This is a genomic window from Saccharopolyspora sp. NPDC002578, from assembly GCF_053592695.1.
Map to the genome: position 1 here is coordinate 1 of NZ_JBSFWJ010000051.1, position 23,802 is coordinate 23,802.

General features: G+C 71.5%; 20 protein-coding genes, 1 pseudogene and 1 riboswitch. Of the genes and pseudogenes, 3 read left to right on the forward strand and 18 right to left on the reverse strand.

What is annotated here, in order from left to right; translation table 11 throughout:
• Positions 1 to 375: 375 nt before the first annotated feature.
• The 9 genes and pseudogenes from ACWD38_RS21820 to rsmI form a co-directional block, all read right to left on the reverse strand.
• On the reverse strand, positions 376 to 1,188 hold the full coding sequence (locus ACWD38_RS21820) for a MetQ/NlpA family ABC transporter substrate-binding protein (RefSeq protein ID WP_450124781.1): 813 nt from the start codon (positions 1,186 to 1,188) through the stop codon (positions 376 to 378).
• Positions 1,189 to 1,296: 108 nt separating this feature from the next.
• Positions 1,297 to 1,980, reverse strand: a complete 684-nt coding sequence (locus tag ACWD38_RS21825) for an ABC transporter permease subunit (protein ID WP_184476673.1) — start codon at positions 1,978 to 1,980, stop codon at positions 1,297 to 1,299.
• Complete coding sequence (locus ACWD38_RS21830; RefSeq protein WP_184476671.1) at positions 1,977 to 2,999, reverse strand: ATP-binding cassette domain-containing protein; 1,023 nt, start codon at positions 2,997 to 2,999, stop codon at positions 1,977 to 1,979. The genes ACWD38_RS21825 and ACWD38_RS21830 overlap by 4 nt, the downstream gene beginning before the upstream one ends.
• Positions 3,000 to 3,271: 272 nt before the next feature.
• Positions 3,272 to 3,363: riboswitch (SAM riboswitch) on the reverse strand.
• 201 nt (positions 3,364 to 3,564) lie between these two features.
• Positions 3,565 to 4,440, reverse strand: coding sequence for a 16S rRNA (adenine(1518)-N(6)/adenine(1519)-N(6))-dimethyltransferase RsmA (gene rsmA, locus ACWD38_RS21835; protein WP_184476669.1), 876 nt, complete (start codon positions 4,438 to 4,440; stop codon positions 3,565 to 3,567).
• Positions 4,441 to 4,767: 327 nt separating this feature from the next.
• Entirely contained in the window at positions 4,768 to 6,318 is a 1,551-nt protein-coding gene (locus tag ACWD38_RS21840; RefSeq protein ID WP_425503513.1) for a transglycosylase family protein, read from the reverse strand.
• A 687-nt stretch (positions 6,319 to 7,005) separates the two neighbouring features.
• Positions 7,006 to 7,272: pseudogene (locus tag ACWD38_RS21845) on the reverse strand (transglycosylase family protein); the annotation flags it as partial.
• Positions 7,273 to 7,563: 291 nt separating this feature from the next.
• A complete protein-coding gene (locus ACWD38_RS21850) occupies positions 7,564 to 8,376 on the reverse strand; it encodes a TatD family hydrolase (RefSeq protein ID WP_184484634.1) in 813 nt (270 codons plus the stop codon).
• Between the two features lie 160 nt (positions 8,377 to 8,536).
• Positions 8,537 to 9,553 (reverse strand): DUF4185 domain-containing protein, encoded by a 1,017-nt coding sequence (locus ACWD38_RS21855; RefSeq protein WP_450124782.1) that lies wholly within the window; start codon positions 9,551 to 9,553, stop codon positions 8,537 to 8,539.
• A gap of 268 nt (positions 9,554 to 9,821) precedes the next feature.
• A complete protein-coding gene (rsmI, locus tag ACWD38_RS21860) occupies positions 9,822 to 10,667 on the reverse strand; it encodes a 16S rRNA (cytidine(1402)-2'-O)-methyltransferase (RefSeq protein WP_184476663.1) in 846 nt (281 codons plus the stop codon).
• Between the two features lie 23 nt (positions 10,668 to 10,690).
• On the opposite strand from rsmI, the gene ACWD38_RS21865 reads away from it, so the two are divergent.
• Complete coding sequence (locus ACWD38_RS21865) at positions 10,691 to 12,265, forward strand: dolichyl-phosphate-mannose--protein mannosyltransferase (RefSeq protein ID WP_450124783.1); 1,575 nt, start codon at positions 10,691 to 10,693, stop codon at positions 12,263 to 12,265.
• A gap of 70 nt (positions 12,266 to 12,335) precedes the next feature.
• On the opposite strand, the gene lat is transcribed toward ACWD38_RS21865, so the two are convergent.
• Entirely contained in the window at positions 12,336 to 13,691 is a 1,356-nt protein-coding gene (gene lat, locus ACWD38_RS21870; RefSeq protein WP_184476661.1) for an L-lysine 6-transaminase, read from the reverse strand.
• Positions 13,692 to 13,861: 170 nt separating this feature from the next.
• Positions 13,862 to 14,368 carry a MarR family winged helix-turn-helix transcriptional regulator gene (locus tag ACWD38_RS21875; protein ID WP_450124784.1) on the reverse strand — a complete coding sequence of 169 codons (507 nt, stop codon included), beginning with the start codon at positions 14,366 to 14,368 and terminating at the stop codon, positions 13,862 to 13,864.
• A 45-nt stretch (positions 14,369 to 14,413) separates the two neighbouring features.
• Between ACWD38_RS21875 and ACWD38_RS21880 the strand changes: the two genes are divergently transcribed.
• A complete protein-coding gene (locus ACWD38_RS21880; protein ID WP_450124785.1) occupies positions 14,414 to 16,021 on the forward strand; it encodes an FUSC family protein in 1,608 nt (535 codons plus the stop codon).
• 305 nt (positions 16,022 to 16,326) lie between these two features.
• The gene (locus ACWD38_RS21885) at positions 16,327 to 18,030 is read left to right on the forward strand and encodes an FAD-binding dehydrogenase (protein ID WP_450124797.1); all 1,704 of its coding nucleotides are present in this window, start codon (positions 16,327 to 16,329) and stop codon (positions 18,028 to 18,030) included.
• 86 nt (positions 18,031 to 18,116) lie between these two features.
• Here ACWD38_RS21885 and ACWD38_RS21890 read toward each other — a convergent pair whose 3' ends face one another.
• The 7 genes from ACWD38_RS21890 to ACWD38_RS21920 all read right to left on the reverse strand — a co-directional run bounded on the left by ACWD38_RS21890 (position 18,117) and on the right by ACWD38_RS21920 (position 23,723).
• Entirely contained in the window at positions 18,117 to 18,350 is a 234-nt protein-coding gene (locus tag ACWD38_RS21890; protein WP_184476652.1) for a hypothetical protein, read from the reverse strand.
• A 49-nt stretch (positions 18,351 to 18,399) separates the two neighbouring features.
• On the reverse strand, positions 18,400 to 18,705 hold the full coding sequence (locus ACWD38_RS21895) for an ArsR/SmtB family transcription factor (protein WP_450124786.1): 306 nt from the start codon (positions 18,703 to 18,705) through the stop codon (positions 18,400 to 18,402).
• Between the two features lie 119 nt (positions 18,706 to 18,824).
• Entirely contained in the window at positions 18,825 to 21,008 is a 2,184-nt protein-coding gene (locus tag ACWD38_RS21900; protein ID WP_450124787.1) for an MMPL family transporter, read from the reverse strand.
• A 171-nt stretch (positions 21,009 to 21,179) separates the two neighbouring features.
• On the reverse strand, positions 21,180 to 21,944 hold the full coding sequence (locus tag ACWD38_RS21905) for a sensor domain-containing protein (protein ID WP_184476648.1): 765 nt from the start codon (positions 21,942 to 21,944) through the stop codon (positions 21,180 to 21,182).
• Complete coding sequence (locus ACWD38_RS21910; protein ID WP_184476646.1) at positions 21,941 to 22,162, reverse strand: hypothetical protein; 222 nt, start codon at positions 22,160 to 22,162, stop codon at positions 21,941 to 21,943. The genes ACWD38_RS21905 and ACWD38_RS21910 overlap by 4 nt, the downstream gene beginning before the upstream one ends.
• 340 nt (positions 22,163 to 22,502) lie before the next feature.
• The gene (locus tag ACWD38_RS21915; RefSeq protein ID WP_184484628.1) at positions 22,503 to 23,438 is read right to left on the reverse strand and encodes an ATP-binding cassette domain-containing protein; all 936 of its coding nucleotides are present in this window, start codon (positions 23,436 to 23,438) and stop codon (positions 22,503 to 22,505) included.
• 66 nt (positions 23,439 to 23,504) lie between these two features.
• The gene (locus tag ACWD38_RS21920) at positions 23,505 to 23,723 is read right to left on the reverse strand and encodes an MbtH family protein (RefSeq protein ID WP_184476644.1); all 219 of its coding nucleotides are present in this window, start codon (positions 23,721 to 23,723) and stop codon (positions 23,505 to 23,507) included.
• Positions 23,724 to 23,802: the final 79 nt, after the last annotated feature.

Here is a 23,802-nt window from a genome sequence, read left to right on the forward strand (position 1 = left end):
CGGCACGGGTACCGGGTCACGGTGCTGGAACGGTCGCCGGATCCGCGCAGGAACGCCGAGTGGTCGGCATACGGCTGCAGCCGTGGCGCCGAGTGGCTCCGCCACGAGGGAAAAAGCTGTCCTCGCGAGAGACCGACTGAGAACCCGCCGGTGGTCGGCTTTTGGGCGTGGGCTATTCGCTGCGCGAATACAGGCACGGCTACGCCGCAAGGCAGACTTCGCTTCGCTCGTCCCAGGCACGGCTTCGCCGCGAAGCACGGCCTTTGGCCGCAGGGCAGGCGTGGCTTCGCCCGCCCCACTGCACGGCTTCGCCGTCAGGCGCGGCCTTTGGCCGTGAGGCTGGGGCTTTCGCCGTTCTGCCTCACGGCCTTCGGGTCAGGAAGCCGGGATTACCGAGACTCCGCCGTAGGTCTTGTTGATGTAGTCCTTGACCTCGGGAGAGCGCAGGAGTTCGGCGAGCTTCTGGATGCGGGGGTCCTTGGCCATCGCCGGGGACGCGACCAGGCCGTTCGCGTACGGGTTGTTCTCCGCCTTCTCCACGACGAGCGGGTCCTTCAAACCGGCCTTGAGGGCGTAGTTGCCGTTCACGATCGCCGCGTCGGCGTCGTCGACCGCGCGGGGCAGCTGGTCGCTGGAGAGCTCCTGGAACTCGATCTTCTTCGGGTTCTCCGCGACGTCGCGCACCCCGGCGCCCTGCTCGGCGCCCGGCTTGAGCTTGATCACGCCGTTGTCCTGCAGCAGCTTCAGGCTGCGGGTCAGGTTCGACGGGTCGTTGGGCAGCGCGATCCGCGCGCCGTCCGGCAGCTCCTGGAGGGACTTGACCTTCTTGGAGTAGATCGACAGCGGCTCCAGGTGCACCGTCTGCACCCACTCGAACTCACCGCCGCGCTGCGCCTGGTACTCCGCCAGGTACGGCTTGTGCTGGTAGTAGTTCGCGTCCAGCTCGCCGTTGGCGACGGCCTCGTTCGGCCGGTTGTAGTCGTCGAACTGCTCGATCTCCAGGTCGATGCCCGCCTTCGGAGCGAGGTTCTCGTCGACGTACTTGAGGATCTCGCCGTGCGGCTGCGGGCTCACGCCGATGGTCAGCGGAGCGTTCGGGTCCTGCGCGGCTTCCGTGCCGCTACCACCGCAACCCGCCAGCGCCAGCGAAGCGGCCGTGAGCACGACCGCCAGGGAACGAATACGCATCAGTGCGTCCTTTCTGGAATGGAGGCCGTCCGGTGACGCGCACCGGTACCGGCAGCGGGTCCGCGGGGACCCCTGCCGTCGGCCGATTCGACTGAAGTGCGGTGGCGACTAGCCGGTCGCGGTGCGACGGCGGTCCACGGCCTTCGCCGTGAAGTCGGTGAGCAGCTGCATCGCGAAGGCCAGCACCGCGAGCACCACCACCGAGCCGTAGAGCACCCGCTCGTCGTAGGCCTGGTAGCCGTCCTGGATGGCGGTGGTCCCCAACCCGCCGCCACCGATCGCGCCCGCCATCGCGGCGTAGCCGATGAGCGCCACCGCGGTGACGCCGACGGCCCCGACCAGCGCGGCGCGCGCCTCGCCGATCAGGACCGTCCACACGATCCGCCACCGGCCGGAGCCGGTGGTGATAGCCGCTTCGACGACGGTGAAGCTCACTTCGCGCAACGCGTTCTGGGTCAGCCGCGCGAAGAACGGCACCGCACCGATGGTCAGCGGCACGATCACCGCGGTGCTGCCGATGGAAGTGCCCACCAGCAGCCGCGTGAAGGAGGCGAGGACCACCAGCAGCACCACGAACGGCACGGACCGGACCACGTCGACGACCACACCGAGGATCCGGTGCAGCGTCGGCCGCGGGTCCAGCCCGACCGGCGAGCTCAAGTGCAGGAACACGCCGAGCGGCAGGCCACCGAGCACTGCCAGCACGGTGGCCACCACCACCATGTAGAGCGTTTCGCCGGTGGCCTCACCGAGCATCTCCACGACTTCCGCCCAAGGGGTCGGATCACTCACGCAGCTACTCCATCAACGCTGACCGGGGCGCGCCGCACGTGCGCGTCGCGGTCGACCATCCATTTCAGCGCCTGCTCCGAGCGCTCACCGGTGAGTCCGATGCGGAACTTCGCGACCGGCGTGTCGCCGAGCCGGGTCAGGCCGCCGCCGAGGATGGACAGCTCCACCCCGAAGCGGCTCGACGCCTCCGGCAGCAGCGCGCCGACGGCGGCGAAGCCGACGAGCACCACTTCGGCGACCACGTCGTGGCGCACACCGGGCACGGCGGACGCCTGGTCGGTCTCGGGCAGCAGGCTGGTGCTGACGCGGCTGCCGGGATCGGCGACCAGGTCGAGCACCTTGCCGTGTTCGGCGACGCGGCCGTCTTCGAGGACCGCGACGTCATCGGCGATGCGGCGCACCACGGTCATGTCGTGGGTGACCACGAGCACCGTGACGCCGAGTTCGGAGCGGGCGCGGTCGAGCACCGTGAGCACCGAGTCCGTGGTGCTCGGGTCCAGCGCGGAGGTCGGTTCGTCGGCGAGCAGCACCGAAGGCTTGGCCGCGAGGGCGCGGGCGACCGCGATCCGCTGCCGCTGCCCGCCGGAGAGCCGGTCCGGGTAGACCGGCGCCTTGTCGGTGAGCCCGACGAGGTCGAGCAGCTCGGCGACGCGGCTGCGGCGCTGCGGCGCGGCCATCCCGGCCGCCTCCAGCGGCAGCGCCACGTTGCCCGCGGCGGTGCGCTGGCGCAGCAGCGAATCCCCCTGCGGCACGACCCCGATGTGGCGGCGCGCCGCACGCAGCGCGGCGCCTTCGAGCGCCACGAGGTCGGTGCCGTCGACGCGGATGGCGCCGCGGTCGGGCTTCTCCAGCAGCGCGATGCAGCGGGCGAGGGTGGACTTGCCGGCTCCGCTGGGGCCGACGACGCCGCACACGGCACCGGCGGGGACCTCCAGCGAGACGTTGTCGAGCGCGACGACGTCGGCTCGACTCGACTGGTCGTGCCGGAAGGATTTGGTGAGGTTCTCGACTGTGATCACGATCGCTCCGCATCAGCTCACGCCGGACCGGCGGGCATGCCGCATCGGCCGGGAAGGAGGAACAGAAAGGCTGGGGAAGGGGCTGCGACGACTTCGGTCGTCAGCGGACGCGGCGACAGGCCGTCGTGGTGCGGCGTCCGTGATCGATCACTCGGCGTTGGGTCAGCGCGAGGCCGTGCGGGCCGGATCCGGTCCGGGCGCGACCACCGCGGGCACGCCGACGGCTGGTCCGGGGCGCGCGTTCGCCTTCGAGCAGAGTTTCAGACACCACAACTCCATCGACCCTGGCGTTAGCACCTGCTCACTCGTGGAGTGGTTGCTGCGGCGTCGTGGAGCCAGGTCTCTCAGCCGCTCGGGATGGATTTCCCGCATAGTAGAACGCAGGGGTGTCGGCGAATGCAAGCTGCGGACGGTCACCATGTGGAATCGTTTGACAAATCACATCCCCCTCACGAGCAGGGATTCTTGATCAACCCAACTATTCCAGTGACCATATGTGAGCATCGCAACGCTTTTGGACCCGTTCGGTCGAAGCTCGGGCAACGCCGCGCGTTCAGGTGCGAACTCAGCGCACCAGCTGGGCGGCGGCATCGGCCACCCGGGCGAAATCCGCCACCGAGAGCTGCTCGCCCCGCGTCGTCGGCTCCACCCCGGCAGCCCGCAGCACCTGCTCCGCACGCGCCGCCGACCCGGCCCAGCCGGACAGCGCCGCCCGCAGCGTCTTGCGCCGCTGCGCGAACGCGGCGTCGATCGCCGCGAACACCTGCGCGCGCGGCGCCGCCGACGGCGGATCGATCCGGGTGAACGACACCAGCCCGGAATCCACGTTCGGCACCGGCCAGAACACGGTGCGCGGCACCGGCCCCGCGCGGCGCACGTCGGCGAACCACGCGGCCTTCGCGCTCGGCACGCCGTAAGTCCGGTTGCCGGGTTTCGCCGCCAGCCGATCCGCGACCTCCGACTGCACCATCACCAGACCGGTGCGCAACGACGGCAGCTCGGCCAGCAGGTGCAGCACCACCGGCACCGCCACGTTGTACGGCAGGTTCGCGACCAGCGCCGTCGGCGGACGCTCCGCGAAGTCCGCGCCGCGCACGCGCAGCGCGTCGGCCTCCAGCACCCGCAACTCGCCCTGGTGGTCCGGGGCGAACTCGGCGGCGGTACGCGGCAACCGCTCCGCCAGCACCGGATCGATCTCCACCGCGACCACGCCCGCCGCCGCGGGCAACAGCGCCAGCGTCAACGACCCCAGCCCCGGACCGACCTCCAGCACCACGTCATCGGCGGTGAGCTCGGCGGCGCCCACGATGCGGCGGACCGTGTTCGGGTCGTGCACGAAGTTCTGCCCGAGTCGTTTCGTCGGGCGGATCCCCAGCTCCTCGGCCAGCCGGCGAACATCGGCCGGCCCAAGCAACCGCGCCCTATTCGCGTGCTGTTCCACGGGTGAGAAGTTACTCGGGGCTTCCGCTTGAGCTGCGTAGTGGGGCGGGTAGCGGAACCTCAGGTGTCTTCTCGCTGCGGGATCTTTTTCCCAAGTGGCTCCGCCACGAGGGAAAAAGCCGTCCTCGCGAGAAGACACCTGAGAACCCGCCGGTGGTCGTCTTTTCGACGTGGGCTATGTGCTTCGCACATACAGGCACGGCCTTCGGCCGCAAGGCAGGCTTGCTTCGCAGCCCACGGCACGGCTTCGCCGCCCACGGCTGCCTGGGGCTAAAAGACGATCGGCCACCGGTGGGGTGCCGGTGGCCGATCGGGGGGGTCTCTTGGATCAGAGGCCGAGCTTCGAGGAGCAGCCCGGCCAGGCGCCGTAGCTGCCGCCGCGGGCGTCGCGGACCTTGGTCGCGACCGAGATCTGCTGCTCGCGGCTGGCCTGGTGCGGGTAGGCCGCGTACTGGTCGCCGCCGTAGGCGTCCCAGGTGCTCTTGTCGAACTGCAGGCCGCCGTAGTAGCCGTTGCCGGTGTTGATCGCCCAGTTGCCGCCGGCCTCGCACTGGACCAGCTTGTCCCAGACGGCGCCGTTCGGCGGCTGCTTGGTGCCGACCCGGACGACCTTCTCCTTGGCTTCCTTGGTGACCTTCTCGCCCACCGCTTCGCGGCCGGTCTCCTCGCCGTTGCGAGTGCTCACGCGAGTGAAGACGATCTTCTCGCCGGGCGCGCCCGGGTCCTCGACCTTCTCCTCGCCCTTGAGCATCGAGTCGTCCTCGATCTCCTTGACCGGTGGCTCGATCGGCATGGTCACGTTCACCACGGTGCTGCCGGTGCGGACGATCTGGACCTGCGCGCCGCTGGTGATCTTCTGGTCGCCGCCGGGCGTGATGTGGTCTTCCGGCCCGAGCTGGAGGTTCTGCTCCTTGGCCAGCTCGTCGACGGTCACCGCGGTGGTGGTCAGCTGCCGCGGCTCACCGGCACCATCGGTGATGGTGATGTCCTTGGCGGTCTTGACCGTGAGGTCCATGCCCTGCTCGGGCACGGCCATGCTGCGCGCCGAGGAGACCCAGGCGCCGTCGTCGGCGACGCCGAGCTGGCGCAGCGCCTGGCCGACGGTCACCGACCGGACCCATTCCTCGCGCTGCTCACCGTCGACGGTCATCTTCAGCAGACGCCCGCGGTCGAGGGTGATCGTGTCGTTGTGCCCGACCTTGGACTGCGGGGAGGGGCTCAGCGCGTCGTGCTCGCCGATGCTGATGCCCTCGTCCTCGAGGACTTCGCCGACGGTCGACTCGTAGGTGTTGACCTGGCGTTCCTTGCCGTCGACCTCGACGGTGACGGACTTGTCCATCGCCGCCGCGGCGCCGCCGGTGCCGGTCAGGGTGAGGATGACCGCGGCGACCGCGCCCTTGAGGAAGCGCTGCTTCCACGTGGTGATCGCCTCGACGACCTCGGGGGACGGTGCGGTCGCGCCCTCGGGCTCGTCCGGCAGGACCAGCGGCGGCATCACCACGGTCTCGGCGTTGACGAGCCGGATGAGCTCCTCGACGTCGATGTCGGCCGTCGCGAGCATCTCGTCGGCCTGCGGACCGAGCGCCTCGAGCACGTCGTCCGGCGTGATCTCCAGCGCGCCGGGCGGGAAGCTCGGGTGGTCCTGGGCCGGGTACCGGCCGGTGATGGGGGCGAACGGCTGCTCCGCCGTGATCTCGGTGTCGCTCTCGCGATCGAGCAGGCCGACCGCGGTCTGCTGCTCCGAGCTCACCGGGCTGAACCAGTCCGTTGACGCGTTGAAGGATTCGGCCCAATAGCCGTGATCCTGGCCTGCACCGCCCAGCGATCGATCGCTGTAAGCAGTACTGCCGTGGGCACCGGGGATGCCTCGTCCGTTCACAGGGTCGCTACCTCTCGAAAGCGAGAAGCCGCCCGCAGCGCGCGGGTGATCATGGGGAGTTCGCCGAACATGCCTGTCCACGAACTCCTTCACCTGCCGCTACGCGACTTCGTGCTTCGTTTCCGTATCCGACTCCCGTAGCCAAGCGCCTTTTCAGCCGATACCTGATGCGTGCTGGTCTCGTTCCCAGCCCGATCGGTGGCACCGACTTCCCCGACGTACCCGGCGGCGACTAGCGGGCGTTTCCGTGACTTCGTTGTCATCGGTTACGAGGCCGAGACTCTAGCGTGATCGAGCGGGCCCGCCAAGGGGCCACCCTGCTCTGTGGCCTGGGTTACGCCGAAATGCCGCGCAACCGAGCACCGTCAGTGATCGAACGGTGAGATCCGGCGCGGTCCGATCCCCATTTTCCCACTACCCCAACGGTTTCTCAGCCGATCATGCAAATCCACGGATCAGTCCGATGTGGACATCACCGTCGTTCCTGGTGAGCGGATCACGGGGCCAGGGGATCTCGGGGCCTGATCGACCTCGTCGACGGGGGGTTGGGGCACGGACGGCGGAAGAGCGCGGTCATCTCCCGCCGTCCGCGTCGGGGTCGACACCGGCCACTCGGATGCGCAGGGTGATGACGAACGTCACTTGCTCACACTGTCGAGCGGTCTCGGGGCCGGGGTGGCGCACCGCTCAGCGCGGCAGCCCGAGCTTGCGGGCGCAGGACGGCCAAGCGCCGTAGCCGCCGCGGTCCTCGCGCAGCGAGCTCGCCACCGAGATCTGCTGATCGCGCGACGCCTGGTGCGGGAGGCCGGCGAAGGCTCCGCCGCCGTACGCGGACCACGTGCGGCGGTCGAACTGGAGACCTCCGTAGTAGCCGTTGCCGCTGTTGGTGGCCCAGTCGCCGCCGGATTCGCAGTGCGCGAGCCGGTCCCACACCGAGCCGGAACGAGTCTCCGGCTCGAGTCCCGGGCCGTTCGCCGCGGGAGCGGCGGTGGCGAGTGGAGCGCCGCACAACGTGATCACAGCGGCGATTCCGATCCTGGTGATGCCACGGATGCGCATACAGGTCCTGACTGCCGTGCTTCCGGGCAGAGGCCCCGGCCTCGCCGCGAACCTCCCGGTCCACTGTGGCCGATCGCCGAGTGCGTCCCCTCCCGGCTTCCGGAGGGGACGCTAGGTCGCCGGGAGGTGACCGCAAGTCAGTGCGCGTGTTCGGCGCAATAACACAACACGCTCAGTCAGAGCAGGTCAGGAGGCTGCTACCTGATCGAGGCGAAAGACCCGCTCGGCCGTGGCGGTCGTGGCCACGATCAGTTCAGCGAGATCCGCGCCGCGCAGCTCCGCCAGGTCCCGAAGGGTGTAATTGGCGCAGTACGGCTCGTTCGGCCGGCCGCGGAACGGGTGCGGGGTGAGGAACGGCGCGTCGGTCTCGATCAGCATCTGCTCCACCGGGACCAGCCGGGCCGCTTCGCGCAGGCCGACGGCGTTGGCGTTGCGGAAGGTCGCGGTGCCGGCGAACGAGAGCACGTAGCCGCGGTCCACGCAGGCGCGGGCGAACTCGGCGTCGCCGGAGAAGCAGTGGAAGATCACCGTCTCCGGGGAGCCCTCCTCGGTCAGGATGCGCAGGATGTCCTCGTGCGCGTCCCGGTCGTGGATCATCAGCGGCTTGCCGGTGCGCTTGGCGAGGTCGATGTGCCAGCGGAACGCCTCGTGCTGCGGTTCCGGCGGCGAGAAGTCCCAGTAGTAGTCCAGCCCGGTCTCGCCGATGGCGACGACCCGGGGCCGCTCCGCCAGTTCCTCCAGCACTCGCCGGTCCGCGTCGGTGAAGTCCTTGGCCCTGGTCGGGTGCAGCGCGACCGCCGCGAACACCCGGTCGTCCCACGTGGCCGCTTCGGCGGCCCAGTTCGCGGCTTCGATGTCGTCGGCGACCGTGACCACCCTGGTGATCCCGGCCGCGTGCGCGCGATCCACCAGTTCCCGCACGTCCTCGGCCGTCTTCGCGCCGCACGCGTCGAGGTGGGTGTGCGCGTCCACCGCGGGCGCGGGCAGCGCCTCCGGCATCGGCGGTCGTTCCTTCTTGTCCTTCTTGCTCACCGTTCACCCCTCGCGGGCCGCGCGGGCCCCGTTCCGTGCCGCACTCCTGCCGACGCGGTCCCGGCCGGGCGCCGCCACCGGCGATTCCGAGCCTACGGTCCCCGCGAGAGGCCTCCGGGAACGGGCATCACGCCAGGTCGGCGCGCAGGAAGGACACGTTGTACGGCCGCCACTGGGTCATCGTGAAGTAGACCGCAGCGCGGTCCGCCGCCCACGGGTGCTGGAATCCGCCGTAGAGCGCCGGGAACCGCGAGCCCGCCGCCAGCACCTGCCCGGCCGACCACGGCCCGGTGAGCCGATCCGCGGTGCGCAGCACGATCGCGGCGCGACGCTCGTCCAGGTGCACCGCGAACCAGCGGCCGAAGTGCTCGTTGAACTGCACGGACAGCTCCGCGACGGGGGCGCCGAGCACGGGCAGCGCCTCGTGCGGATCCGCGGCCCAGCCCCGCGCCGTCCAGTACTCGTAGGCCGCCGGCTCCAGCAGGTCGTCCGCGCCGACCCGCGCGAGCTGCCCGGCGCCGAAGCGCCCGCTCGGCGTCCCCAGCAGGTGCACGCGACCGTCGACGACTCCGGCGAACGCGATCAGCTGGAACGGGTGCCCGCCCTGGTCGCGGCGGCGGAACCGGCTCAGGAACCGCTGCCCGTGGTTGCGCCAGACCGCCGTGGGCGACTTCGTCCAGCTCCGCCCGCCGTCGTCGGAGTAGGCCAGCGCGCCGTAGTTGGTGTGCCACACACCGGGCATCCCCCAGCGCCGCACGGACATGTAGTGCACGTAGTTGCGCCGTCCGATGGCGATGCCCGCGGTGGGGATCACGGTGTGCTCGCGCGTCCCGGTGCGGTCGCCGGGCAGGAACTGGCCCGCCGAGCCGTCCGCGCGCCGCACGACCCAGTCGAAGGCGAGACCGGAGTCGAGATCGGTGTCGGCGGACCGGGCGAGCACGTTGTACCGCCAGTCCGCGCGCTTCGGCCCCGCGCCGTTGCCGCCCCAGCGGTCGCCGTAGGTGTCGCCGAACGCGGCCAGCACGCCACCGCGCCCGTCGTCCCACAGGATGCCGAGATCGGTCGCGGTGACCCCGGAGCCCGCGTTCCGCGACTCCGCCCCCGTGATCGCCGCCAGCTTGGTAGTCCCGATGACCCGAACCATGCCCGAAACGCTACGTTCTCCGGCCCCACCCGGTGCGCTCATCCACCCCGAGCAACACCCACGTCCCACGTGTCTCTCGTGTCTTGTCAGCGGCGAAGCCGCTGAGCAGTGACCGGCTTGAGCAAGGTGACCACCCGCGGGTTCTCAGCTGCTTCCTCGCGAGGACAGCATTTTTCCTCGTGGCGGAGCCACTTGGAAAAATGATCCCGCAGCGAGGAAGCAGCTGAGGTTCCGCCACCCGACCCCTACGCAGGCCGGGACCAAGAACTCACTGCCGGGAGGCGAGGACTGCTGTGTACAGGTCGTTCTTGCGGGCTCCGCTGAGTTCGGCGACCTCGGCGACGGCGTCCTTCAAGCGCATGCCGTCCGCCGCGCGCTCCTCCACCTGCGGAACGAGGTCGGCCGGGTCCTGCGAGACGGGCACCGCGCCCGCGACGACCACGGTGATCTCGCCGCGCACTTCGCCGGTCGCCCACTCCGCCAGCGACCCGAGGTCGCCGCGGCGCACCTCCTCGTAGGTCTTCGTCAGCTCCCGGCACACCACGGCCGCGCGATCCGCGCCGAGCACCTCCACCGCGTCCGCCAGGGTGTCGCCGAGCCTGCGCGGCGATTCGAAGAACACGCAGGTCCGCTGCTCGGCCACGAGGCGCCCGAACCAGCGGCGCCGCTCCCCGGACTTGCGCGGCGGGAAGCCTTCGAAGCAGAACCGGTCCGAGGCCAGCCCGGACACCGCGAGCGCCGTCGTCACCGCGGACGGGCCGGGCAGGCAGGTCACCGCGAGCCCGTCGGCCGCGCAGGCCGACACGAGCCGGTAGCCGGGGTCGGACACGCTCGGCATGCCCGCGTCGGTCACCAGCAGCACGTCGCGGCCGTCCCGGAGCGCCTCCAGCAGTCGCGGGGTGCGGGCCGCCTCGACGTCCTCGTAGTAGCTCACGATCTTCCCGGACGGGCTCACCCCCAGCGAAGTCGCCAGCGCACGCACCCGGCGGGTGTCCTCGGCGGCGATGATCGCGGCCGAGCCCAAGGCGTCGATCAACCGAGCCGACGCGTCGCGGGCGTCGCCGAGCGGAGTCGCGGCGAGCACCAACGTGCCCGATCCGGATTCGAGGTCCATGAGCTCAACCCTACGATTCAGGTGTGAGCGTGCTCGTGCCGAACTCCGCCGGCGGCCAAGCCGAGAACATGGTCGGGCCCGGCCGCACTCCCCCCGCCGCCGAACCCGGCTCCTGGGACCCCCGGGCGCTGCTCGCCCCGAAGATGCCGTCGGACCGGCTGCGCAGCTGGATCATCACCTTGGTCATCGGGCTGATCGCGGGCGTGGTCCGGATCTGGGACCTCGGGCGCGCCACGGACAAGGGCACTCCGGTCTTCGACGAGAAGTACTACGCCATCCAGGCGTGGCAGATGCTGCGCAACGGCGGCTACGAGGACAACCCCGGCTACGAGGTCGTCGCGCACCCCCCGGTCGGCAAGCAGCTGATCGCCCTCGGCGAGTGGATCTTCGGCTACAGCCCGTGGAGCTGGCGCATCGCGGCGGCGCTGGCGGGCACGGTCATGGTGGTGCTGATGGTGCGCATCGCGCGCAGGCTCACCCGGTCCACGCTGCTCGGCGCGCTCGCCGGGGTGCTGCTGATCTGCGACGGGCTCAGCCACGTGCAGTCGCGCGTCGGGATGCTCGACATCTTCCAGGCGCTGTTCGTGCTGGCGGCGTTCGCGCTGCTGCTGGTCGACCGCGATCAGATGCGGGCCCGGCTGGCCGTGGTCGTCGCCGAAGGACGCATCGGCGACAGCAGGTGGGGCCCGCGGATGGGCTTTCGCTGGTGGCGCTTCGCCGCCGGGTTGTCGCTGGGCCTGACCTGCGGGGTCAAGTGGAACGGCATCTACTACATCATGGCCTTCGGCCTGCTCAGCGTGCTCTGGGACGCGCTGTCCCGGCGCACCGCCGGGGTGGAGCGGCCGTGGGTCGGCGCGCTGCTGCGGGACACGGTGCCCGCACTGGGCTCGCTGCTGGTGCTGCCGATCGCGGTGTACTTCGCGACGTGGGCGAACTGGTTCGCCAGCGAGACGGCGACGGACCGGCACGCGGCGATCATCTCCGAGGACGTGGGGCTGAACTTCCTGCCCGATCCGCTGCGATCGCTGCTGTTCTACCAGCTCAACGTGCTGGACTTCCACACCCACCTGGACACCGGCAACAACCCGCACCCGTGGGAGTCCAAGCCGTGGGCGTGGCCGATGGGCATGCGCCCGATGCTCTACTACTACGAGTCGGGGCTGACCGGCTGCGGCGAGTCCAATTGCGTGCAGGCCACGATGCTGCTGGGCACGCCCGCCATGTGGTGGCTCGCGCTGCCGGTGGCGGCGTGGGCCGTGTGGCGCGCGACGAGCCGGCTGGACTGGCGCTACACGGCGGTGCTCGTCGCGTACGGCGCCGGGTACCTGCCGTGGTTCATCAACCTGGACCGGCAGATGTACTACTTCTACGCGACGCCGATGGCGCCGTTCCTGGTGCTGGGGATCGTGCTCGTCCTGGGGGAGATCCTCGGCGCGGCCCAGGAGCACACCGAGCGCCGCAAAACGGGGTTGCTGGTGGTCGCGCTGTACGTGGGCATCGTGGTGGCGAACTTCGTGTGGCTGTGGCCGATCCTGAACGGCGCGCTGATCACCCAGGAGCACTGGCAGGCGGAGCTCTGGCTCCCCTCCTGGCGTTGACCCGCCCCGGCTGAGCGTGCAGCGGACCGCCCGGCGGCCGGGCGGTCCGCGCACGTCGTCGCGGTGCGGGTCAGGAGAGTTCGGTCAGCGTGGCGCGCAGGGCGGCCACGGCTTCGGTGATCTCCTCCGGCGACACCGACAGGGACGGGCGGAAGCGCAGCGAGTCGGGGCCGGACGGCAGGAACAGCGTCCGGTGCCGATCCCGCGCCACGGCGAGCGCCGCGTCCCGCCGAGCCGGTTCGAGGAAGCTCACCGCGCACATCAGGCCGCGTCCGCGCGCCGAGCGGATCACCTCCGGGAACTCGGCGGCGAGCGCGCCGAGCTCGCCGAGCAGCAGCTCGCCCATCCGGCGGCTGTGCTCGAACAAGCCGTCCTGTTCGACGATCTCCAGGATCCGGGTGGCCCGCACCATGTCCACCAGCGATCCGCCCCAGGTGGAGCTGATCCGGCTCGGCTCGCGGAACGCGTTGTCGGCGATGTCGAGCACCCGGCGCCCGCCCATGACCCCGCACACCTGCAGCCGCTTGCCGAACGCCACCAGGTCCGGTTCCAGCCCGAGTTCCCGGTGCGCCCACACCGCGCCGGTCAGCGCGCCGGTCTGCACCTCGTCGGCGACGGTGAGCACGTCGTGCTCGCGGCAGAGCTCCTGCACGGCGGTGAGGAATCGCGGCCGCAGGTGCCGGTCACCACCCTCGCCCTGGATCGGCTCGTACACGAAGCAGGCGATCTCGGCTCCGTACCGGCGCAGCGCGGCCTCGGCGGCGTCGAGCGCGACGCGCTCCTCCGCCAGCAGCTCCGGGTCGTCCCAGCGCGGGCCGGGTTCGATCGCGGGGCTGGGGATGCGCGGCCAGTCGAACATCGGGTAGTCGCGGATCTTCGCCGGATCGGTGTTGGTCAGCGACAACGTGTATCCGCTGCGGCCGTGGAAGGCGCGCTCCAGGTGCAGGACCTTGCTGCCGCGGACGCCGATGCCCTGGCGGGCGTTGTGCTTGGTCTTCCAGTCGAAGGCGACCTTGAGCGCGTTCTCCACGGCGAGCGTGCCGCCGTCGATGAGGAACAGCAGCGGCAGCTCCGGCACGCCCGCGACGCGGCGGAAGGTCTCGGCGAACCGGGCTTGTTCGACGGTGGCGAAGTCCGGGTTGGCCGGCTTGACCCGCGAGGTCCGCACCAGCGCGGCCTCGAACTCGGGTTCGCGCAGGCCGGGGTGGCCGTGGCCGAGCGGCGCGGAGCTGAAGAACATCGTCATGTCGAGGTATTCGGTGCCGTCGCGCAGGTCGCGCAGGCGGCAGCCGTGCCCGGAGTCGAGGTCGACGACGATGTCCAGCAGGTCACCGGTGACCTGCGCGCGGAGCGCGGGCACCGCCTGCTCGGCCTCGGTGGTCGCGGTGGTGGGCTGGTCGAGAACGGCTTCCTGCTGTGCGGTCATGTCAGCCTCCTCGTGCGTAGTGCGGTCGCGGTGGCGCCGTCACTGTTCACGAAAAATTATGACCATCACACGGACAAGATCACAATATTTTTCCTCCAGATGCCGGTCTTCACGAAAGATTTTCTTTCGCTGACGGTGCGCACGTCCCGGATCGTCCGCAATAGCGGCGGTCAGCGCGCTTCGCCCGGACCCTCCATCGCGCGCAGCAGGTCGGCGAGCCCGCCCGCCAGCGACTCCCGCTGCCGAGCGGTCAACCCGGACAGCAGTGCCTGCTCGGCATCCATGACCTGCGGGAACAACCCGTCGATGAGCCGCTCCCCCCGCTCGGTGAGCTGCACTCGCGCGCTGCGCCGATCGCGCTGATCCGTGGAGCGCTCCAGCAGCCCGCGCTCGGTGAGCTCGCGGAGCCGCTTCGTGGTCGCCGCGCCGGAGGAGACGGTCAGCTCGTTGAGCCGCCCCGGGGTGACCGCCGTACCGCCGCGGCGCAACGCGCACAGCAGGTCGAACTCCGCGCGGTTGAGGCCGCCCTCGGCGATCGTCGCGTCCAGCCGCCGCCGCAGCACCGCCGCCGCGCGCAGCACCCGCCCGATCACGTCGATGCTGGTCGTGTCCACGTCCGGGCGCGCCTCGCCCCACTGCGACCGGGCCGCGTCGATGAGATCCGGTGTCCGCTTCATCTCACCATCGTTTCACTAGTAAACTATTTTCTCTACACTGCCCAGGTGACCGGAACCGTCCTGACCCGCAACCTTCGGGACACGTTCCGGCTCCGCCGGAACGGCCCCTTCCTCTGGCCCGCCGCCCGCGCCCTGCTGGCACTGGCGGTCCCGCTGGCCGTGCTGCTGCTCATCGACCGGCTAGACCTGCTGCCCGGCGCCGTGTTCGGCGCGTTGAGCAGCGTCTACGGCCGCACCGAGCCCTACTACCGGCACGCCAGGACGCTGGGCGCGGTGGCGGTCGGCATGGTGCTCGCCGTGGCCGTGGGCGACGTGATCGCCGTGTTCGCGGGTGGCACCCCGTGGCACGAGGCGGTGGCGCTGGCGGCCACCGCGCTGGTCGGCGCCGCGGCCACCGTGCTCTGCGCGGCCGTCAAGGTCGGTCCGCCCGGCGGGCTGATCTTCGCATTCGCCGTCGGCGCGTGCGCGCACCTGCCGCTGGTCGCCGCCGACCTCGGGCCGCACCTCGCGGCGGCGGCGCTGTGCGCGGCGTTCGCCTGGATCGTCAACGTCACCGGAGCGGCGGTCATCGGCCTGGCGCCACAGCGCCGGGCGGTGGCGGCGGCGCTGGACGCGACCGCGACCGCGCTGGTGGCTCGCTCCGACCTGGCGGCGCGGCACCAGGCCGCGGTGGCGGTGGAGTCGGCGTGGCACAGCGTCGCGCTCGTCGGCAGGCGGCACCGCGACTCCCCCGCGCACCGGGGCCTGGTCCGCGCCGTGGACGCGAGCGAGGTGCTGCTCGGCCCGGACGCTCCCGCGATCACCGCCGAGGACGTGCGCACCGCCGCGACCGCGATCCGCGCGGGCGATGCGGTCCCCGAGCTGCGCCCGGCGGGTTCGGCCGACGTCCGCGCCCCCATCCCGGCGTCCCGCTGGCGGATCATCCGCGAGGTGCTGCGCGCGGCCGTGCGCCCGCGGCGCGCCGGTTCGTGGCTGCTGCCCTACGCCGCCCGCGTCTTCGTGGCCGCGCTGCTCGCCGGTGGCGTCGCCGACCTGCTCGGCATCGGCCACGCCTACTGGGCGGCGGTGTCCGCGGTGTCGGTGCTGCAGGCGACGAGCACCGCGACGTCCGTGCCGCGCATGGTGCAGCGCGTGTCCGGCACGGTGGCCGGCGTGCTGATCGGGGTGGCCGTGCTCTCCTCGCACCCGGCGGTGTGGGTGCTGCTGGTCGCGCTGGTGCTGCTGCAGTGGGGCGCGGAGATGACGGTGACCCTCAACTACGCGCTGGGCCTGCTGTTCGCGACGCCGGTCGCGCTGCTCGTGAGCGCGCTGGGCGCCCCGGCGGATCCGGCGGTGCTCGCCTCCCACCGGTTCTGGGCGACGTTGCTGGGCGCGGCGGTGGCCGTCGGCATCTCCTGGCTGCTGCCGAACCGCGCGTGGCTCTCCCGGGTGCACACGGCGCTGGCCCGCGTGCGCACGCTCAGCGCGGCGGAGCCGGTCCACCCGCCCGCGCTGCGCGGCGCGCTGGTCGAGCTGCACGAGGCCTACGAGCTGGCGGCGGGCGAGATCCGCCCGGCGCTGCTGCCGACCGAGTCGCTGCTCACCGCGTCGCACGAGGCCTACGCACGGCTGGACGCCGCCGCACCGCACCGCGGCCTCGCCCCGGAGCGCTGACCGGCGCCGCGGGAGCAGCGCGCGGTCCCGCCATTCAGCAGACGCACCGGCCCGCCGAAGATTGCTACTTTCCAGTAGCAAGTGGGAGCCGGCGTCGCGTCCGACCCCGGTGGCCGCGCTCGCCCGCACTCCGACGAGGCGGTGCGGAGCCTGCCGCGGGGCGTCGTGATCGCACGCGGGAGCCCGTTCACGCCGATGTGGAGGACTCGACGATGAGTTCGTCAGAAGACCGAGGTATCAGCCGTCGCGACGTCCTGGCCGCCGGGAGCGCGTTCGCCGCGACCGGAGCGGTGGCCGGCCTCGGCATGTCCCCCGGCTCCGCCGGTGCCGCCGCCGGCACCGAGGCCGACGCCATCGTCGTCGGAGCAGGCCTCGCCGGGCTGGTGGCGACCTCGGAGCTGGTCGCCGCGGGACGGCGGGTGCTGCTGGTGGACCAGGAACCCGAGGCGAGCCTGGGCGGGCAGGCGTTCTGGTCGCTGGGCGGGCTGTTCTTCATCGACTCCGTCGAACAGCGCGCCGCGGGCATCAAGGACTCCTTGGAGCTGGCGCGGGCCGACTGGTTCTCCAACGCCGGTTTCGACCGCGGCGTCGACGACCCGCTGGGCGAGGACCACTGGGGAGCGCGCTGGGCGGAGGCGTACCTGCAGTTCGCCGCGGAGGAGAAGCGGTCCTGGCTGTCCGGCTTGGGCATGACCTGGGTGCCGATCGTCGGCTGGGCGGAACGCGGCGGGCAGATGGCCGACGGTCCGGGCAACTCCGTGCCCCGCTTCCACCTGACCCTGGGCACCGGGCCCGGCGTCATGGAACCGTTCGAGAAGCTCGTGCGCGAGGCGGCCGAAGCCGGGAAGGTCGCGTTCCGGTTCCGCCACCAGGTCGACTCGCTCAGCACGGCCGGCGGCGTCGTCGACGGGGTGCGCGGCAGCGTGCTGGAACCCAGCGACGCCGAGCGCGGCACGCCGAGCTCGCGCACCAAGGTGGGCGACTTCGAGCTGCGCGCCCCCATCGTCATCGTCACCGCGGGCGGCATCGGCGCCAACCACGACCTCGTGCGCGAGAACTGGCCGTCCTACCTCGGGAAACCACCGGCCCGCCTCATCACGGGGGTGCCCGCGCACGTGGACGGGCGGATGCTCGGCATCACCGAGGCCGCGGGCGCCCGCCTGGTCAACCGCGACCGCATGTGGCACTACACCGAGGGCCTGATCAACCACTCGCCGATCTGGCCCGACCACGGGATCCGCGTCCTCGCCGCCCCGTCCTCGATGTGGTTCGACGCCGAGGGAAGCCGCTTCCCCAATCCGGGCATCCCGAGCTACGACACGCTCGGCACCCTCGAAATGATCACGCGCACCGGGCACGACCACTCCTGGTTCGTGCTGAACAAGCGGATCATCGACAAGGAGTTCGTCCTCTCCGGTTCGGAGCAGAACCCGGAGCTCACCCGCAAGGACCTCGCCGCCTACCTGGCCGGGCGCCTGTTCCACGACACCCCGCCCCCGGTCAAGGCGTTCATGGACGACGGGGAGGACTTCGTCATCGCCGACGACCTCGCCGAGCTCGTCAAGGGCATGAACGCGCTGGTGGGCTCGGACCTGGTCGACGCGGACGCCCTCGGCAGGCAGATCACCGCCCGGGACCAGCAGGTCGACAACCCGTTCACCAAGGACACCCAGGTGATGGGCATCCGCAACTCGCTGGCGTACTCCGGCGACAGCCTCGCCCGGACCACGCCGCTGCACAAGATCCTCGACCCGGCGGCGGGACCGCTGATCGCGATCCGGATGAACATCCTCACCCGCAAGACCCTCGGCGGGCTGCAGACGGATCTGTCCGGTCGCGTCCTCGACTCGGCGGGGCGGCCGATCCCGGGCCTCTACGCGGCGGGCGAGGTGTCCGGCTTCGGCGGCGGAGGTTTCCACGGCTACCGCGCCCTGGAAGGGACGTTCCTCGGCGGCTGCCTGTTCTCCGGCAGGCAGGCGGGCCGCGCGGCCGCGGCCGAGAGCGCCTGATCGAGCCCCGGAAACGCGAAACCGCCCGGCCGCGCCCGAATTCCGGGAACGGCCGGGCGGCGGACTCGTCGCCGGCGGTGACCGGGTCAGTCGATGCTCTTGAGCAGCCGCTCGACCTCCGCGATCCGCCCGCTGAGCTCAGCGATCTCCTCCCGCAGCGAATCCTGCTTCGCCACGGCCTCCTCGGCGAGCTTCCGGTACGCGGCCATCGCCACGGCGTCGGCGCGATGCCGTTGCAGGCGGAAGTACGCGCTGACGCTGACCGTGATGCCGACCACGACGATCAGCACGATCAGGATGGCCACGAACGCTCCGGACATGTCGAGATTTCCTCCCCAGGGTCGACCGCTCGCGCCTGCGGGCGAGCGGTCAGTGGTCCTCTCCCTCGTCCGCGCGGAGCGCGGCGAGGACCGTGTCCACCGTCAAGTCCAGCTCGAACGGCACCAGCTCGAAGTACTTCATCGCCTTGCCGTCCGAGGAGAGTTCGAGCTTACCGGTGACCAAGCCCGCACCTTCCAGACGTTCCAGGTGCATGTAGAGCAGCGGGCGGGACAGCCGGAGCCTGCGGGCGAGTTCGCTCACGTGCACCCGCCCGTCCGACAACCCGGCGATGATCCGCAGCCGCTGGGTGTGCCCGATCGCGGAGAGCAGGGCCAGCAGTTCTTCGCTGTTCACGACCCCTCCTCCTCACTTTCGGACATCGATCCCGGCGACGCCAAGATACGTGATTCGCCGCATCCGCCCTGCGCGGCGGACGCGGTGCCCCGGCGCGTTCGCCGGGGCACCGCCCGGCCTCACCTCGCCGCGGCGGAGACCGCTTCCCGGTCCTGGTCGCGACCGCCGCGCGGCGACCGGATCCGGGCGGGCCACCAGGTGCGCTCGCCGAGCAGCACCATCAGCGAGGGCAGCACCAGCACGCGGATCACGAAGGCGTCCAGCAGGACGGCCACGGCCAGTCCGAGCCCGAGCTGCTTCATCTCCGGCAGGCCGGTGAACACGAAGCTCAGGAACACCGAGACCATCACGATCGCCGCGCTGGTGACGACCCCCGCGGAGGACGTGATCCCCTCGTGCACCGCCTTCGAGGTCGGCAGGCCGCGCCGCACCGCTTCCCTGATCCGGCTGACCACGAAGACGTGGTAGTCCATCGACAGTCCGAACAGGATCACGAACAGGAACAGCGGCACCCGCGAGACGATGAACCCGCCGGACTCGAAGCCCAGCAGCCCCTCCGCCCAGCTGCTCTGGAAGACCAGCACCAGCACGCCGAAGGTGGCGCCCGCGGACAGCAGGTTCAGCACGATCGACATCGCCGCCAGCACCGCCGAGCGGAACGAGATCAGCATCATCACGAAGGTCAGCAGCAGCACGAAGGCGACCACGCCGGGCAGCGTCTCGGACTGGTGCCCGGCGGTGTCGACGTTGCGGGCCACGCCGCCGCCGACGGCGAACTCGGTGCCCGGCACACCGCCGAGCTCGGCGGGGGCGAGTTCGCGCAGCCGCTGCAGCGAGTTCGCGGCCTCCGGGGAGTCCGTCGCGTACGGGATGCCGAGCTGCACGGTGTGCACGAGCCCGTCGGCGGAGGTGCGCACCTGGGCGTCGGTCGCGCGGGTGATCGCCGGGTCCTGCTGGGCCTGCTCGGCCAGCCGCCCCAGCGCCTGCCCGGCCGCCGCCGCGTGCGCGGGGTCGGAGCGGACGGCGACGAAGTTCGAGGCGCCCTCGGCCGGGAACTCCTGGACCAGGCGCTCGTTCACCTGGATCCCGGGGATGCCCTTGGGCAGCGTGTTGTTGCCCGGCAGGCCCAGCTGCATGGTCAGCGCCGGGGCGGCCAGCAGCAGCATCGCCAGCGCGGAGACCGCGAGGGTCACTCCGGGGCGCTGCATCGACGGGCGCAGCATCGCGGGCCAGAACTTGCCGGGGCCCTGCCGCTCGGCGAGCTTGCCGAAGAACGGCACCTTGGGGCGGTCGATGCGCGGTCCGAGCTTCGCCAGCACCGCGGGCAGCACGGTCAGCGAGCTGATCACCGCGACCAGCACCACCGCGATCGAACCCGTTGCCAGCGAAGCGAAAACGACGTCACCGGCCAGGTAGAGGCTGGCCATCGACACCATCACCGCGATGCCGGACACGACCACGGTGTGCCCGGAGGTCGCCGCCGCCACCTCGATCGCCGCGAAGTGCGAGAGCCTGCCGCCCGAGCGGGCCCGTTCCTCGCGCTCCCGCTTGATGTAGAACAACGAGTAGTCGACGCCGACGGCCATGCCGAGCAGCAGGATGATGTTCTTGACGGTCCCCACGTCGGGGATGAGGTGCGAGGTCAGCGCGGACAACGACATGGCCGTGACCACGCAGGACAGCGCCAGCAGCACCGGCACCCCGGCGCCGAGCAGCGAGCCGAACACCATCAGCAGGATGATCACCGTGACCGGCAGGGTGATCTTCTCGCCGAGCGCCAGGTCCTCGCCTAGCTGCTCGTCGATGCCCTGGTCGATGGAGACCTGGCCGGTCTGCTCGACCTTGAGGTCCGGGTGGGCCTGCTGCACGGCGGCGGTCTGCTCCAGCAGCGCGCCGACCTCGGGCAGGGCCTGCTTGTCGTCGCCGTGCATCCGCACCTGGACCAGCAGCGCGTCGCCGCTGGGGGCGGGGGCCGGTTCGCCGACCTCGGCGACCGCGGGCAGCGCCCGCATCCGGTCGGAGACCTCGCGCGCCGCCGCGCCGGCCTCGGGCGGGAGCCCGCCGGACGGCGAGGTGATCAGCACCTTCTCCACGACGGGGTCGGTCATGCCGCCCTCGGCCAGCAGCGCCTCGGCACGGCCGGCCTCGCCGATGCGGTAGTCGGCGCTGGTGGCGTCGACCGTTCCCGCGATGCCGCTGCCGACGACGCAGACGGCCACGAAGACCACCCAGCCGACGATCGCCTTCCACGGATGGGTGGCGCTCCATCGGGCCATCCGCACTGTCACGGATCGCTTCTGCACGTTGCTCAACTCCTATCCGGCGAGCTGCCGGAGCGGTCGCGTCATCACTCCGGTCGGGATGTTGCGCGGACACGTCTCCCCGCGCGTGCGCCGCGGTTCGGCGCATGCGGGGCGGATCTCGGTTCGGTTCTCGGAGAGGGGGTGCGCCGGGGGTCTGCCCCCGGCGCCGGATCAGTCGACGGCCGAGCGGGAGAGCGGCCCGGCCTCGTCGAGCGTCCGCTTGGCCGGGGCCAGCGGGTCGGTGTACGGGGCGAGCAGGGCGCGGGCGATCCCGGCGTGCAGCCGGGCCGCGCCGGTGACCACGTAGGACAGCGCGAGGCTGAGCACGAAGAACACCGCGGCGACGCCGAGCGCGGTCGGCAGGTCGCCGACCCAGATGCCGAATTCGCCGCCACCGAAGGAATTCCGCGGCTGCTCCAGGTAGCCGATCATCACGCCGTGGGCGGTGGTGCCGCCGTCGAAGTCCTGCGGGATCGACCAGAACCACAGCGGCACGGTGATCATGCCGACGAAGGCGAGCCACACCGCGAGCACCACGGTGTCCAGCACCAGCAGCGGAACGTAGAGCAGCACCAGGTAGACCAGGTCCCGCAGCGTCGCCGGGTCCGCCCAGCGGGTCTTGAGCTGGGCGAACAGCCCGCTGCCGACGACCTCCCGGTAGGCGGCCGGGATCGGCTCGGTGACCAGGGCCGCGCGGAAGCGCTCCACGTTGGCGCTGCCGCGCACCACGACCGCGGCGGCCACCAGCAGCGGGAGCCCGACCCAGACGATGCTCAGCACGCCCGCGGTGAGCACCACGGTCAGCGCGACGGAGAACAGCAGGGTGCCGGTGACGATGTAGGTGGCGAGGTATCCGGTCGCCGCCCAGGGGGCGGGTGAGAAGAACATCCGGAGGGGATTGCCGTGCGTCCGGTGCGCGCTGCCTGCGGCGGTCATTCGTAGCTCCTCAACAACTGCTCCACGGATTCCACCCGGGCGGAGAGCTCACCCAACCGGAACCGCAGCCCGGCCTGCTCCGCCACGGATCGTTCGACGAAGGTGCGGTAGTGGGCGTTGGCCACGGCGTCGACCCGGTGCGCTTGCAACCGGAAGTACGACACCAGGCTCACCGAGATTCCCCCCACGACCACCAGCACGATCAAGGCGCCGACCATACCGGGATCCCTTCTCTGTCCGGGGCTCTTTCCGCTGCGCTCCGCCCGGTGTTCACGTGCTCGGCGCCGGTCGTTCGACGGGCGCCACCGAGCGGGGCGCGGCGGTGCTCACCGGGACGAGGAGCGCTCCCGCAGTCCGTGCCGGTCGCACTCGTCCCGGGAAGTTTCGATCATCCCCAGTGCTTCATCTGTAAGAACAGACTGACACGTGACCTAGCCGCTGTCAAAGGCGGGTCTCCCCGACTCCCCCGGACCGCTCCTGATCAGGCCTTTTCCTTGCCGCGCAACGCGAAACGGCGCCCCGGCGGATACACCGCCAGGGCGCCGTCGGGCACCGGGATCACTTCGCCGAGCGCCCCACCAGGTCGAAGAACACGTCGTCCAGCGTCGGCCGGCGCAGCGCGAAGTCGCTGACCTCCACCCCCGCGGTCCGCAGCGCGCCCGCCGCCCGCTCCAGGCCCGCGACCCCGTCGCGCAGCCGCAGCCGGATCCGGCCGTCCGCGTCGTCGAGCAGCGGAGCCTCCACCGCCACCGGCCGCAGCACGGCCAGCGCTGCGTCCGCCCGCTCCGGCGCGGACACGACGACCTCCAGCCACTCGCCGCCGACCTTGCGCTTGAGCTCGTCGGGAGTGCCGTCGGCGACGACCTCACCGGCGGAGATCACCGCGATCCGGTCCGCGAGCTGATCCGCCTCCTCCAGGTACTGGGTGGTCAGCAGCACCGCGACCCCGTCGCGCACCAGCTCCCGCACCATCTCCCACAGCGTCGCCCGGCTGGCCGGGTCGAGGCCGGTGGTCGGTTCGTCCAGGAACAGCACCGCCGGATCACCGACCAGGCAGCTCGCCAGGTCCAGGCGGCGGCGCATCCCGCCGGAGTAGGTGCCCAGCGGGCGGTCGGCGGCCTCGGTCAGCTCGAACCGCTCCAGCAGCTCGGCGGCCCGCGCGCGGGCGCGACGGCGCCCCAGGTGCAGCAGCCTGCCGATCAGGACCAGGTTCTCCCTGCCGGTCAGCAGCTCGTCCACCGCCGCGTGCTGGCCGGCGAGCCCGATCCGCCTGCGCACCTCGTTCGGTTCCCTGGCGATGTCGTGGCCCGCGACGCGCGCCCGGCCGCCATCGGGTTCCAGCAGCGTCGCCAGCGTCCGCACCGCCGTGGTCTTGCCCGCGCCGTTCGGCCCGAGCAACCCCAGCACCGATCCGGGCGGCACCGCGAGGTCCACGCCGCGCAGCGCCTCGTGCCCCCGGTAGCGCTTGCGGAGGCCTTCGGCCTCGATCCCCATGTCCACGCGCACTCCCACGCGGTCGCCGCGCCACCGCGGTCCCGCTGTTCGAAGGACCGCCCGGGGTCACCGGGCGGAGGTACCCGCCTGCTCGCGGAGGCTCCGGGGCCGCAGGTCGGTCCAGTGCTCCGCGACGTAGTCCAGCGCGGCCTGCCTGCTCGCCCCGTCCAGCGCGACCCGCCAGCCGGCGGGCACCGCGGCGAAGGACGGCCACAGGCTGTGCTGCTCCTCGTCGTTGACCAGCACCGCGAACGTGCCGTCCTGGTCGTCGAAAGGGTTCGTCATCTCGAACGCTCCTCTGCTCGCTCCCGGCGACGGCTCCGCGCGCGGGCCGCCCTGCCATGCTCACCACCCGGGCTGACGC